Source organism: Modestobacter italicus (assembly GCF_019799965.1).
Taxonomy (GTDB): domain Bacteria; phylum Actinomycetota; class Actinomycetes; order Mycobacteriales; family Geodermatophilaceae; genus Modestobacter; species Modestobacter italicus_A.
This window is the reverse complement of the sequence record NZ_JABGCJ010000006.1, coordinates 34506-47916: the sequence shown is the minus strand read 5'-3', so window position 1 is coordinate 47916 and position 13411 is coordinate 34506. Positions and strand designations below refer to the sequence as shown.

Annotated in this window: 11 protein-coding genes; 3 read left to right on the top strand and 8 right to left on the bottom strand. The window is 75.1% G+C overall.

The genetic code is table 11. The features are described 5' to 3' along the window. Nucleotides 1-3 precede the first annotated feature (3 nt). The 5 genes from HLA93_RS15335 to HLA93_RS15315 form a co-directional block, all read right to left on the bottom strand. The gene (locus tag HLA93_RS15335) at nt 4-1986 is read right to left on the bottom strand and encodes a PAS domain-containing sensor histidine kinase (protein ID WP_222195292.1); all 1983 of its coding nucleotides are present in this window, start codon (nt 1984-1986) and stop codon (nt 4-6) included. Next, a complete protein-coding gene (locus HLA93_RS15330) occupies nt 1983-3155 on the bottom strand; it encodes an HD domain-containing phosphohydrolase (RefSeq protein WP_222195291.1) in 1173 nt (390 codons plus the stop codon). The genes HLA93_RS15335 and HLA93_RS15330 overlap by 4 nt, the downstream gene beginning before the upstream one ends. A gap of 128 nt (nt 3156-3283) precedes the next feature. Then, nucleotides 3284-6757 (bottom strand): thiol reductant ABC exporter subunit CydC, encoded by a 3474-nt coding sequence (cydC, locus tag HLA93_RS15325; protein ID WP_222195290.1) that lies wholly within the window; start codon nt 6755-6757, stop codon nt 3284-3286. After that, a complete protein-coding gene (gene cydB, locus HLA93_RS15320) occupies nt 6754-7773 on the bottom strand; it encodes a cytochrome d ubiquinol oxidase subunit II (protein ID WP_222195289.1) in 1020 nt (339 codons plus the stop codon). Before cydB ends, cydC begins: the two co-directional genes overlap by 4 nt. Before the next feature lie 25 nt (nt 7774-7798). Continuing rightward, a complete protein-coding gene (locus HLA93_RS15315) occupies nt 7799-9382 on the bottom strand; it encodes a cytochrome ubiquinol oxidase subunit I (protein WP_222195288.1) in 1584 nt (527 codons plus the stop codon). A 115-nt stretch (nt 9383-9497) separates the two neighbouring features. Between HLA93_RS15315 and HLA93_RS15310 the strand changes: the two genes are divergently transcribed. From HLA93_RS15310 to HLA93_RS15300, 3 genes are read left to right on the top strand one after another with little or no spacing between them, the layout of a single operon-like run. Then, nucleotides 9498-9863 carry a BlaI/MecI/CopY family transcriptional regulator gene (locus HLA93_RS15310; RefSeq protein WP_222195287.1) on the top strand — a complete coding sequence of 122 codons (366 nt, stop codon included), beginning with the start codon at nt 9498-9500 and terminating at the stop codon, nt 9861-9863. Nucleotides 9864-9865: 2 nt separating this feature from the next. Beyond that, a complete protein-coding gene (locus tag HLA93_RS15305) occupies nt 9866-10807 on the top strand; it encodes a M56 family metallopeptidase (protein WP_222195286.1) in 942 nt (313 codons plus the stop codon). 47 nt (nt 10808-10854) lie between these two features. Continuing rightward, nucleotides 10855-11793: a quinone oxidoreductase family protein gene (locus HLA93_RS15300; RefSeq protein ID WP_222195285.1), complete on the top strand. Its 939-nt coding sequence runs from the start codon at nt 10855-10857 to the stop codon at nt 11791-11793. 88 nt (nt 11794-11881) lie between these two features. Here the strand turns inward: HLA93_RS15300 and HLA93_RS15295 are convergent, their stop codons facing one another. From HLA93_RS15295 to HLA93_RS15285, 3 genes are all read right to left on the bottom strand, one after another. Further along, nucleotides 11882-12394, bottom strand: coding sequence for a hypothetical protein (locus HLA93_RS15295; RefSeq protein WP_222195284.1), 513 nt, complete (start codon nt 12392-12394; stop codon nt 11882-11884). A gap of 75 nt (nt 12395-12469) precedes the next feature. Beyond that, on the bottom strand, nt 12470-12973 hold the full coding sequence (locus tag HLA93_RS21085) for a GNAT family N-acetyltransferase (RefSeq protein WP_222195283.1): 504 nt from the start codon (nt 12971-12973) through the stop codon (nt 12470-12472). A gap of 20 nt (nt 12974-12993) precedes the next feature. Further along, nucleotides 12994-13338, bottom strand: a complete 345-nt coding sequence (locus HLA93_RS15285; protein WP_222195282.1) for a helix-turn-helix domain-containing protein — start codon at nt 13336-13338, stop codon at nt 12994-12996. Nucleotides 13339-13411: the final 73 nt, after the last annotated feature.

The following is a 13411-nucleotide window of genomic DNA, read 5'->3' as shown; positions in this document are numbered from 1 at the left end:
GCGTCAGGCAGCCGCCGCGCTGGCCGGCCCGCTGATCGGGAGCCGGACGGTGAAGGTGCTGCCTGCGCCGGGCTCCGAGCGCACCGTCAGTGTCCCGCCGTGTGCCTCCCGCACCACCGCGCGCGCCAGCGGCAGTCCCTGCCCGGTGCCCCGGCCGACGTCCTTGGTGGTGAAGAAGGGGTCGAAGATCCTCGCCCGGACGTGGTCGGGGATGCCCGTGCCGGTGTCGCTGATCCGGATCACCACCTGGTCGCCGTCGATCGCGCTGGTCACCCCGACGCGGCCGCGCCGGCCCGTCTCCTCCACCGCGTCGGCGGCGTTGACGATCAGGTTCAGGAAGACCTGGTTGAGGTCGGCGATGTTGCAGCGCACCGGCGGCAGGTCGCCGAGGTCGAGGTCCAGCTCCGCCACCCGGTTCACCTGGTGGCGGGTCACCGTGACCGTGGCCCGCAGTGCCTCGTTGAGGTCCGCGGGCACGTGCTCGGCGTGCCCCGGGTGGCTGAACGTCTTCATCGCCCGGACTATGTTGGCCACCCGGTCGATGCCCTGCAGCGTCTGCTCGATGGCACTGGGCACCTCGCTCTGCAGGTAGTCGACCTCGAGGCGGGCCTCGGCCGCCCGCATCGCCTCCTGCCGTTCGCACCAGCTCATGGCCTGGTTGGCGTCCAGCAGCTCCCGGTAGAGGGCGACCATGCTCATCAGGTCGGCGAAGGCCCCGGCCAGGAAGCGGGCGTTGTCCCCCACGTACTGGATGGGCGTGTTGATCTCGTGCGCCAGCCCGGCGGAGAGCCGGCCCAGCGACTCCAGCTTCGACTCGCGGTACACCTCGGCGTCCCGCGCCTTGCGGTCGGTGATGTCCCGGGTGCACATGTGGATCTCCGTGATGACGCCCTCCGCGTCCCGGAGCACCGAGGAGACCGCCTCCACCCAGACCCAGTGGCCTTCCTGGTGGCGCAGCCGGAAGGTGAGCTCGCCGCGTCCGGCATCCGCCCGGAACCGGCCTTCCCGGTCGATCAGTGCGCCGACGTCGTCGGGGTGCACCAGGTCCAGCGCGTCGCAGCCGACCAGCGCCTCAGGGAGGTGGCCCAGGACGGCGAGCACGGCGGGGGAGACGTACCTGATCACCCCGTCGGGCCCGTGCTGGCTGATCAGGTCGCCACTGTTCTCGGCCAGCAGGCGGTGCAGCGCCTCCGAGCGGGCCAGCGACTCCTCCGCGGCCCGCCGTTCGGTGACGTCCCGGAGGAAGGAGTGGAAGTGCCACTGCCCGGCCCGCTGGACGCGTCCCACGGTCAGCTCGACCTCCAGGCGACGACCGTCCTTGTGCCTCGCCTGCATGGCGACCGGGACGGTCGGCAGGTCGGCGTCATCGGCGGTGCGCAGGGTCTGGATCCCGATCCGGTAGGTGTCCCACAGGTCCGGCGGCACGATCGTCTGCAGCAGCGGCTGCCCGATGGCCTCCGACGCGGACCATCCGAGCAGTGTCTCCGCGGCAGCGTTCCACGCGCTGATCGTCCCGGCGGGGTCCATGCCGACGAAGGCGTCCGCGGTGGTGGCGAGCACGCTGTCCGGTTCGTCGCCGCGGCCCTGCGTGCGCGGCGAGTCGACGAGCTTGCTGACGGCGCCGGCGACCTGACCGTCGACCAGCACCGGCTGGGTGCGGAGGCGCACGGTCAACGGGCTGCCGTCGGCGCGCCACAGCACCACCTCGGCCTCCGCGCGTCCCGCCGACGTGCACGCGCTGCACTCGTCGATCGGCACCGGCGAGGCCGTCCCGCCCGGCTCGTGCGCCAGCGCGTGCAGCCGGCTCCCGACCAGCTCGGTCACCGGGTGGCCGAGCAGCTCCGCGGTGGCCGGGTTGGCGTAGTGGCAGATGCCCGCGGCGTCGACCGACCAGATCGGGTCGGCGGAGGCGTCGAACAGGGCCCGGACCGGGCCCTGGGGCACCAGCTCGAGGACGTTGGCCACGGCGGCGCCCGAGGTGGTCACGCCGCACCGCCGGTCACCAGGATGGGGCCGCTCAGCGGCTCGCGGGCGGCGAAGTTCTCCAGCCGCTGCACCAGCTGTGCGGTGACCACGTTGCCGCGGCCGACCAGCAGCACGCCCGCCGCCGTCCGGATGTCGTCGAAGACGACCATGCCCGGGAGCAGGTCGCCGATCTGCACGGTCCGTGGCGCCTCGACGTGCCCGTCCTCGCCGTGGCAGCGCGCGAGGGCCGCCAGGACCGTCGGATCGTAGGAACCGGTGTCGGCCTGGAGGACGGCGATGGTGTCCTGGACGTTGGGACGTGCGGCCCGCCCCTGCTCGAAGTCGACGGCGACCTTGAGGACGCGGGTGAGGACGGGCAGGTCCTCGCCGCTGGGGACGCCGGGGCCGTTGCCGACCCCGTCCCAGCGGGCCCGCTGCCAGCCGATGGCCTGACCGACGGACTCGAGCCGGGGGATGGCGGAGACCAGGTCCCGGCTCAGGTGCGGGACGCGGGCCTGCATCTCCGCCTCGTCGGGGTCCAGCGGCCGCCCCGCGTCGAGCTTGTCCTGGACGCTCGCCGGCAGGCTCACGCTGCCCAGGGCGCCGAGCATGGCGGCCACCTCGACCTCCCAGACGTCCTCCAGCTCCAGCTGCACCGCGATCTCGGTGGCGGTGCGGGTGATCCGCTGGGACCTCGCGAACGCCACCGGCTGCGCCAGGCTGAGCGTGGCGATGAACGCCTCGACCGTGCGCCGCAGCGTCGAGGCCATCAGCTCCTTCTCCGCGGTGGCCAGCCGGTTGATCTCCACGGCGGACCCGATGGCGTCGAACAGCGTCTCCGGCGGGCAGGGCTTGGTCAGGAACCGGAAGACGTGGCCCTCGTTGACCGCCGCGATGGCGGCCTGGGTGTCGGCCTGCCCGGTGAGCAGGATCCGGCCGACGTCGGGGTGGCGGGTGCGCACCTTGGACAGGAAGGTGGCGCCGTCCATCTCCGGCATCCGCATGTCGGAGACGACGACCGTCACCTGTTCGGCGGCCAGCACCTCGAGGGCGGCGGCACCGCCGGTCGCCGTGTGCACGGTGTACTCCCGGCGCAGCTGCCGCCGCAGGCCGTCGAGGATCGCCACCTCGTCGTCGACCAGCAGGATCGAGGCGGGAGGGGTGGTGCTGCCGATCGTGGGGCTGGACATGGGCGCTCCTGCGGACGGGGACGGCCCGCCGTCGAGGCGGCGGTCCCTGACGACGTCGGCAGCACGACCGGGCGAGGTGAGCGACCGTGTGACCCACGCCACTCCGATGAGTGACCTGGGTCACGAGATCACGAGCGCGTGGCGGCCACCGTCGGTCGGCCGAGCTCCACCACGGTGTCGTCGGCGCCGGCGAGGTCGCGGTCGTGGGTGACGCAGACGACCAGCCGCCCGGCCAGCCCCCGGCGCAGGTCGGCCACCACCGCGGCCGCCGTCGGCGGGTCCAGGTGCGCGGTCGGCTCGTCGAGCAGCACCACCTCGCGGTCGGCGAGCAGCGCCCGGGCGACGGCCAGCCGCCGCCGCTCGCCACCGGACAGCGACGTGCCGCCGGCGCCCACCGGGGTGTCCAGGCCGGCCGGCAGCGCCGCCAGCAGCGGGCCGAGCCCGGCGTCGGTGAGCGCCACCCGCATGGCCCGCTCCCCGTCCGGGCCGGCCAGCTCGCCCCGAGGACGGGCCAGCGCCAGGTTGGCCCGCAGCGGGGCGTCGAAGACGTGGGCGTCCTGCGGGCACCAGGCGATCGCCGCCTGCACGTCGTCCCGGGTGAGCCGGGCGACCGGCACCGGCCGGCCACCGTCGCCGAGCACGTGGTCGCCCGACGCCGGCCGCAGCGCGGCCATCAGCACCGACAGCAACGTCGACTTGCCCGACCCCGACGGCCCGGTGACCACCAGCCAGCCGCGGCCGGCGGTGGCGACCAGGTCCAGGTCCCGCAGCACGCCGGGCCGGCCGGGCCAGCCGGCGGTCAGGTGCTCGGTCGCCAGCTCCCGCACCGGCCGCGGCGGGGCCACCCGGTCTGCCGGAGCGGGGTCGGCGGCCACCGGCTCGGCCAGCACCGCTGACACCCGGGCCCGGGCGTCGGCCCAGGCCAGCCGATGACGCCGGGCGGCGCCCAGCGCGGTGAGCGGCTCGAGCAGCGCCAGCGGGGCCAGCGCGAGGACGGCGGCGACCGGCGCGCTCAGCTCACCGGCGCGCACCGCGGTGGCGCCGGCCCACAGGCCCAGCACGGCGGCCGACCCGGAGGCCAGCACCGCGATCGCGTCGCCGGCCGCGGCCGCCGCGGCACCGGCCCGGGCGGCCCGCCCCTGCCGGCGGCCCAGGGCGTCGAGCCGGTCGACCGCCGCCGTGGCCAGCCCGTGCGCCCGCAGGTCGCCGGCGGCCTCCAGCGTCCCGGCGGTCTCGCGCAGGGTCACCGTCTGCAGCTCGGCGGCGGTCCGGGCCACCCCGCGGTCGGCCCACCGGTGCACCCCGAGGACGGCGAGCACCGCCACGGCGAGCACCGCTGCGACGAGCGCACCGGCCCGCGGGTCGAGCACGGCCAGCACCCCGGTGGTCCCGGCGAGCACCACGCCGGAGACCAGCGGCGGGGTGACCACCCGGACCGAGAGGTCCTGCAGCAGCCCGACGTCCCCGACCAGCCGGGCCAGCGTCCGGCCGGGGGTGCGGTCGGCGGCCGGTCCCTGGGCGATCAGCGCCCGCCACAGCCGCAGCCGGGTGTCCGACGCCAGCCGGAACGCGGCGTCGTGGCTGGCCAGCCGCTCCAGCCAGCGCAGCAGCGCGCGGCCGAGCCCGGAGGCGCGCACGGCCACGATGGCGACCATCAGAGTGAGGATCGGCGGCTGCTCGGCGGCCCGGACGATCAGCCAGCCCGACACCGCGGTGAGCGCGACACCGAAGGCGCTGGAGGCGGCGCCGTAGCCGACGGCTCGGGTCACCGCCCGCCGCGGCCACGACAGCCCGACCGGCGCCGGGTGAGGGACCTCGGCGTGCTGGGCGGGTGAGGGGAGGGGGTCGGCGGCAGCAGCGGCCGGGGCGGGCGGGGGCCCGGGGACGGTGGTCAGCGCCGGGACGGCGGTGCGGCCGGGCAGGTCGACGGCACGGTCGGCCAGGGCGGCCAGCGCCGGCTCGTGGGTGACCAGCACCGTGCACAGCGAGCCGCGCAGCCGCACCAGCAGCTCGGTGACCCGGGCGGTGGCGGCGGGGTCGAGGGAGGCGGTCGGCTCGTCCAGCAGCAGCACCCGGGCGCCCCGCTGGACCCGGACGAGTGCCCGGGCCAGGGCGACCCGCTGCAGCTCGCCGGGGGAGAGGGTGCGGCACTCCCGGTCGCGCAGGTGTGCGGCGTCCACCCAGTCCAGCGCGGTGTCGGCGAGGTCGGTGGCTCGCTCGTCCGCCACCTCCCCGGCATGCCGGCGGAGCTCGTCGAGCACGGTGTCGGCGACGGTCCGCGGGAACTGCGGCACGACGGCGACGTCCGGCGGGGCCAGCACCGCGCCGTCCACCCGCGCGGCGCCGCCGTCCAGCAGCTGCCCGGCGAGGACGGCGAGCACGCTGGACTTGCCCGAGCCGCTGGGCCCGCGCAGGGCGACCAGCTCGCCGGGCTCGACGGCGAAGGAGAGGCCCTCGACCGCCGGCGCGCCGCGGCCGGGGAAGGCGACGGTCAGGCCGGTGACGGTCAGCCCGCGCAGCTCACCGGCCGGCGGGGCGGCGATCACCGGGCGGGTAGCCGGGGTGGCGAGCACCGCGCGGGCGGCCGCCGCGGCCTCGGCGGCGTCCTCGGAGGCGTGGTGTGCGGCCCCCAGCGCCCGCAGTGGCGCGAACGCCTCCGGAGCGAGCAGCAGGGCGAGCAGGCCGACGTCCAGGCTCATCGTCCCGTCGGCGAGCCGGATGCCGACGGTCACCGCGACCAGGGCGACCGACAGCGTGGCGAGCACCTCGAGCACGAGCGAGGACAGGAAGGCGATCCGCAGCGTGGCCAGCGTGCGCCGGCGGTGGGACTCACCGAGCTCGGCGAGCGCGGCCAGCTGGTCGGCGGCCCGGCCCAGGCCGACCAGCACCGGCAGCCCGCGGACCAGCTCGGCGACGTGCCCGGCGATCCGGTCCAGCGCCCGGGCGGCCTCGACCGTCTCGTCCCGGGTGTGCAGCCCGACCAGGGCCATGAACAGCGGGACCAGCGGCAGGGTGACCGCGACGAGCAGCGCGGAGAGCCAGTCGGTGACGCCGATGACCACCAGCACCACCGGCGGGACGACGATCGTCTGGGCCAGCGCCGGCAGGTAGGTGGCCAGCGCCGGGCCGAGGTCGTGCAGCCGGGTGGTGGCCAGCACCGCGGCCGGACCGCTGCCACCGGCGGCGGTCACCGCCTCGCCCTCGCCGGCCAGCAGCCGGTCCAGCAGTCGGCGGCGCAGGGTGTCCTCGGCCCGGCGGGCGTCCCGGGTGGCCAGCACGCCGCCCGCCCAGGAGCCCAGCGCCCGGACGGCGGCCCCGGCCAGGGCCACCAGCAGCGCCGTCCCGGGCGTCGTCCCGGCCGCGACGTCGGCGACCGCGCGGGCCAGGCCCGCGGCCAGCAGGACCACCCCGGCGGTCTGCACCAGGGCGACGACCGCCGCCCGCACCAGCGCCCCGGTCAGCCCGGGCACCCCCGCCAGCGCCCCCAGCGGCCCCCGCCCGGCCCGGCCATGTTGGCCAACACGGCCGGGCGCGGGGGACGTGACCGTCCCGTCCGAGCGGCCATGTTGGCCAACATGGCCCGTGGGGTGGGGGGAGGTCATGCGTGCACCGGCTCCTGGGCGTGCGGGGTCCCCGGGTCGGCGGTGAGCCGCTTGCGGAACACCCAGTAGGTCCAGGCCTGGTAGCCCAGCACCACCGGCAGCCCGAACCCGGCCGCCCAGGTCATGATCGTCAGCGTGTAGTCGCTGACCGAGGCCTCGGCGATGGTGACGGAGAACGCCGGGTCGATCGAGGAGACGACGACCACCGGGTACACGGCGCCGAAGATCGTCGCGGCCGAGGCCAGCATGACCACCGCCCAGGCGCTGAAGGCCTGGCCCTCGCGGTCGACCCTGATCCGGGTCCAGGCGACCAGCACCGCCAGCGCGGCGACCAGCCACAGCGCGCCGGTGACGAACGTGCCCGACCGCAGGTGCACCAGTCCGGCCCAGGCCAGCAGCGGCAGCGCGGCCACCGGCGACCAGCGGACGGCGAACCGGCGGGCGGCCAGCCGCACCGGGCCGTCGGTCTTCAGTGCCAGGAACACCGCGCCGTGCACCGTCGACCAGGCCAGCAGGGCGACCCCGCCGAGCAGCGCCGACCAGGTGACCCCGGCGAAGGCGCCGCCCACCCGGATGCCGTCGCCGTCGATCGGCAGGCCCAGCGTGGTGCCACCGAGGGCGGCACCGACGCCGAGGGCGGCGATCAGCGAGCCGGCGGTGATCACGTGGGTCCAGGTGCTGTCCCACTGCGCGGTGTGGTGCGAGTGCCGCCACTCGAAGGCCACCGCCCGGATGATCAGCCCGAACAGCACCAGCACGAAGGGCAGGTAGAGCACCGGCAGCCAGGTGGCGTACCAGCCGGGGAAGGCGGCGAAGACCGCGCCGGCCGCGGTGATCAGCCAGACCTCGTTGCCGTCCCAGAGCGGGCCGATGCTGCGCAGCATCAGGTGCCGGTCGGCGGGCTTGCGGCCGATCACCGGGATCAGCGCGGCGACCCCGAAGTCGAAGCCCTCCAGCAGCAGGAAGCCGGTCCAGAGCACCGCGACCGCGGCGAACCAGAGCGTCTGCAGGTCCATGTCAGCTCTTCTCGATCAGTCGGGGTCAGTACGCGAAGGACAGGACGTCGTCGTCGGACTCGCGCCGGGTGCTGGCGCTGCCCGGGGTGACGTCGGCGCCGCCGCTGACGTCGTCGTCCGGCGAGCCCTCGGGGGTGTGCCCCGGCGTGGGGGCGCCGTCGCTCGTGGTCACCCCGCGGCGGACGAAGCGGGTGAGCAGCCACAGCTCCACCACGGCCAGCGCGCCGTAGACGAGGGTCAGGCCGATCAGCGACGTCCACACCTCGGTGGCGGTCACGCCGGGGGAGACGGCCTGGGCGGTGAAGAAGTAGACCTGGTCCTCGCGCGGGACGTCGGGGTTCGGGTAGACGACGAAGGGCTGCCGGCCCATCTCGGTGAAGATCCAGCCCGCGGCGTTGGCCACGAACGGGGCGCCGATGGCCAGCACCGAGCCGTACACCGCGATCGGGTTGGTCGGCACCCGTCCCCTGCGGGTCGACCAGAGCGCGTAGCCGCCCACGGCCGCCGAGAGCATGCCCATGCCGATCATCAGCCGGAAGTTCCAGTACGTGACCGCCAGCAGCGGGGTGTAGTCGATCGGCTCGCCGGCCTTGTCGCCGAAGGACGGGTCGTCGGGGTAGGTGGCGCCGTAGGCGGCCGAGTACTCCTCCTGCAGCTCGTTCACCCCCGGGACGGCGGTGGAGAAGTCACCGTGCGCCAGGTAGGAGAGCAGGTAGGGGACGGTCCAGGAGTGGACGTCGTCGCACTCGTTGGAGCCGAGCTTGCCGAAGGCGAAGACCGAGAAGGGCGCGGGCGCCTCGGTGGTGCACAGCGCCTCGGCCGAGGACATCTTGAGCGGCTGCTGCTCGTACATCAGCTTGGCCTGGTAGTCGCCGGTGACCGCGGTCAGCAGGAAGGCCGCGACGGAGACCCAGCCACCGAGGCGCACCGAACGCCGCCACACGTGGTGGTCCGGGTCGGTGGTCGGGGCGCCGGCCAGCGCCCCCTTCCGCAGGTGCCACAGGCCGATGCCGACCAGGGCGGCGCCGGCGACCATGAGCGCGGCGACGATGGTGTGGCTGAAGGCGGCCAGTGCGGTGTTGTTGGTCAGCACGGCGAAGAAGTCGACCTGCACCGGGCGGCCCGTGGCGTCGTCGGTGACCACGCCGACCGGGTGCTGCATCCAGGAGTTGGCCGCGATGATGAAGTACGCGCTGACGATCGAGCCGATCACCGCGGCCCACAGCGTGGCCAGGTGCACCTTCTTCGGGATCCGGCCCCAGCCGAAGATCCACAGGCCGAGGAAGGTCGACTCCAGGAAGAAGGCGAGCAGCGCCTCCAGCGCCAGCAGCGAGCCGAAGACGTCGCCGACGAAGCGGCTGTACTCGCTCCAGGCCAGCCCGAACTGGAACTCCTGCACGAGGCCGGTGGCCACGCCCAGGACGAAGTTGATCAGGTAGACCCGGCCCCAGAAGCGGGTCATCCGCAGCCACTCGGGCTTGTCGGTGCGCACCCACATGGTGTGCATGACCGCCACCAGGATCCCCAGCCCGATGGTCAGCGGGACCATCAGGAAGTGGTAGACGGTGGTGATCCCGAACTGCCACCGGGCGATGTCCAACACGTCCACCGGGGTTCCTCCAGTTGCTGACGTACGATCGACGAGTTCTTTCTACGCCAGGTAGAACACTTATTTCTACGCGGTGTAGAAGACGCGCCGTGTGAGCTGCCCGACAGGAGGACCCATGAACACCCTGGGAGAGCTGGAGCGCACCGTGCTCGAGCACCTGTGGGCCGTCGGCGCACCGCTGACCGCGACGCGGCTGCGCGACGACCTCACCGACCGGGGGCTCGCGCTGACCACCGTGCACACCGTGCTCACCCGGCTGGAGCAGAAGGGCTTCGTCGACCACGACGACTCCCGGCCGCGGCAGTTCCGGGCGCTGGGCACCCGGGAGGACCACGTCGCCGACCTGATGCACGAGGTGCTCGGCCAGGCCGGTGACCGGCAGGCGGCGCTGGCCCGCTTCGTCGGCAGCGTCGGGGACGACGAGATGCGGATGCTGCGCGAGCTGCTCGCCGGCGCCGGGAACGACGCGGCACCGGCCTGACCGTGCTCCCCGCGACCGCGCTCGCCCTGGGCGTGCTGGCCGCGCTGCTGGCCTGGCCGGTGCCGGCGGCGCTCGCCCGCGCCCGCTGGCCGCGACGTGACCCGCTGGCCGCGCTGGTCTGCTGGCAGGCGATAGGGCTGGCCGGTGGTCTGTCGATCATCGGCGCGCTGCTGGTGCACGGGCTCAGCTCCTGGGGGCACTCGCTGCCCGAGGCGTGGTGGCACTGGGTCACCCGGCAGCCGGCCCAGGAAGTGGTCCGCGGCGACCACTGGGTCGCCCAGACCCTCGCCGCGGTGCTGGCCCTGGAACTGCTGGGCGTCCTGCTGCTCTCCGGCGTCCGCACCGCCCGCACCCGCAGGCGGCACCGGGAGCTGCTCGAGCTCGTCGTCCGGCCCGGCGCGGCGGCGCCGGTCGAGGACGAGACGCTGCTGCTGGACCACCCCGCTCCGGTCGCCTTCTGCATCCCCGGCGCCCGCCCGCTGCTGGTGCTCTCCTCCGGGATGGTCGCCGAGCTCGACGAGGCCCAGCTGGACGCCGTCGTCGCGCACGAGCGGGCCCATCTGCGCGAGCACCACCACCTGCTGCTGCTGCCGTTCGTGGCCTGGCGGGCGGCGCTGCCGGTGCTGCCGGCGGCCGACCGCGCGCACGACGCCGTCCGTGACCTGGTGGAGATGCGGGCCGACGACGTCGCGCTGACCTCGCTCGCCGGCCCGGACCCGCGGCGCACCCTGGCCGCGGCGATCGTCGCCGCAGCCGGCGGGTCGGGCGGTCAGGTGCCCGAGGGTGCCCTGGCGGTCAGCGGCGGGCCGGTCGCCGTCCGGGTGCGGCGGCTGCTCGCCCCGGCCGACCCGCTGCCGGCCCGGGCGAGGTGGACGGCGCTGGCCTGCGCGGTCGCCCTCCTGCTGGTGCCGACGGTGCTGCTGCTGCTCCCCGCCCTGGTCTAGGGGTCACCCAGGGAGCCGTGGTCGTCGGCGACCTCTAGCGTCGGGCCATGGACGCAGCAGTGCTCACCGAGCCCGGCACCCCCGCCTTCGCCTCCTTCGACGAGCCGGTCCCGGCGGACGGGCAGGTGCTGGTCGACGTGCGGGTGGCCGGGGTCAACCCGGTGGACGTCGCCACCGCGGCTGGGGCGTTCGTGACCAAGCCGCCGTTCCCGTCGGTCGCCGGGCGCGAGGGCGTCGGCACCGTCGAGGGCCGGCGGGTGTACTTCAACGGCTGCGTCGCCCCCTTCGGCTCGATGGCGCAGCGCACGCTGGTGCCGGCCGGCTCGCTGTTCGACGTGCCCGAGGGGCTCGACGACGGGCTGGCGGTGGCCTGCGGGATCGCCGGCCTGGCGGCCTGGCTGCCGCTGCAGTGGCGGGCCCGGCTGCAGCCAGGGGAGACGGTGCTCGTGCTGGGGGCCAGCGGGGTGCTCGGCACGATCGCCGTCCAGGCGGCGAAGGTGCTCGGCGCCGGCCGGGTGGTCGCCGCGGCCCGGGACGCCGACGCGCTGCGGCGACTGACCGACCTCGGTGCCGACGCGACCGTGCAGCTGTCCGGGGAGGAGCCGGTCGCCGACCTGACCGGGCGGATCCGCGACGCGGCCGGCGGCGGCATCGACGTGACCATCGACCCGGTCTGGGGCGTTCCGGCGCTCGCGGCGATGGGGGCGGCCCGGCGGGGCATGCGGCACGTGCAGATCGGGCACTCGGCGGGCCCGGCGGCGGAGCTGGTGGCCGGCGGCTTCCGGGAGGCGATGGTCGACCTGCTCGGCTACACCACCCGGCACGTACCGGGCGACATCGTGGCCAGGGGCTGGGCCGAGCTCACCGGGCACGCCGCCGACGGGCGGATCACCGTGGAGGTCGAGCGGGCGCCACTGGCCGAGGTGGCCGCGGTCTGGCAGCGGCAGGTCGCCTCCGCCCACCGCAAGCTGGTGCTCGAGCCCTGAGGACGCCGAACGGGCACCCGTCCGCAGGCGTGGCTGCGGTCGGGTGCCCGTTCGGCGGTGCGCGCGGCCGGTCGGGCCACGCCGGTGATCAGCGAGTGCGGCGCGCCTCGGTGGTCGTGGTGTCGTTCCAGTCGTCGTCGCCCTCGGGCTCCTTGGCCAGCAGGCCGGCGCCGACGGACCAGACGATGCCGCCGAGCAGCCCGATCCAGGCGCCGATCTCGGTGGACAGGTCGGCGCCGCGCTCGAAGGCGCCCGGCGCGTCGAAGACGTAGCTCAGCGACAGCAGGACGGCGGCGATGCCGACGGCCATGGCGGTCAGCGACAGGCCGCGGTGCTGGCGACCCCGCGCGCGGGTGGCGGCGTACTGCAGGCCGACGACCAGGCCGATGCCCAGGAACGCGACGAGCGGGATGGTGGTGTCGGTCTCGTAGCCGGAGCCGGAGGTGCTGTCGGCGCCCTCGGTGGACACCCAGTCCAGGAAGGTCGCGATCAGGAAGACCACGACGCCGGCGGTGGCCACGTGAGCGCCCGTGGTGTTCGCCCGACGGGTGTGCTCGAGCGTGCGGCCATGGGTCGGGTTGTTCGCGTCATTTGTTGCCATGACACTCCGTTACCCCGACCCGCCTTGATCGACACGTAACGTGATGCACCTGATAGTGGGCTGTGTCGCCGGCGGTCATGCGGTCGGGACCCAGTAACGGAGCTTGACGCCCCGCTGGTCGTGGAAGAGCCCACCATTGGCCTCGATCGTCCGGCGCGAGCCGGCGTTGTCCGCGTCGCAGGTGACCAGCACGCAGTCCAGGCCCAGCTGGGCGGCGACCGGCAGGGTGGCCGCCAGCATCGCGGTGGCGTGACCGCGCCGGCGGTGGGCGGCCACGACGTGGTAGCCCACGTGCCCACCCGCCTCGCGCAGGTCGTGGGTCAGGTGGTGACGCACCTGCACCCGGCCCAGGTAGGTGTCGCCGTCGACCCACCACAGGTTGGTGGCCGGGGTCGCGCCGGGTGGCCGTGAGGCGTGCGGGCGGCTGTCGGTCACCAGCGACTCGACCCAGCCCGGCAGCTCGGCGTCGGTCAGGCCGGCGAGTCCGGCATAGGTGGGGTGTTCGTCCCAGTCGGTGCCGCGGGCGGCCTCTCGCGCCGACGGGGCCACGGACAGGCGCGGGACGAGAAGCTCGGGCACCCCGCGACCCTAGGTGCAGGTCAGTCGGCGGCCTCGCGCAGTTCCCGGCGGGCGGCGTCCCGTTCCTGCTCCGCCGTCTCCCGTTCGGCGCGGGCGTCGGCCAGGTCGTCCTGCAGCTGCACGATCACCTGCGCGGAGCTGAGCAGGTGGCCGTCGTCCAGCAGCACCCGGACCCGGGCGGCCAGCTGCAGCTGGTGCCGGGAGTAGCGGCGGTGGCCACCGGGGGAGCGGTGCGGGTGCAGCACTCCGGAGGAGTCCAGGCTGCGCAGGAAGGCGGCCTGCACGCCGAGCAGGTCGGCCGCCTGGCTCATCGTGAGCACCGGGTGGTCGGGGTCGTCCAGGGCCTGCAGCGGGTCGGTGCTCATGGGTCCTCCGGAGACGACGGGAGGGGCGGGACCGGGTGGTCCCGCCCCTCCCGGGTTGCTGTCGAGCAGCTGT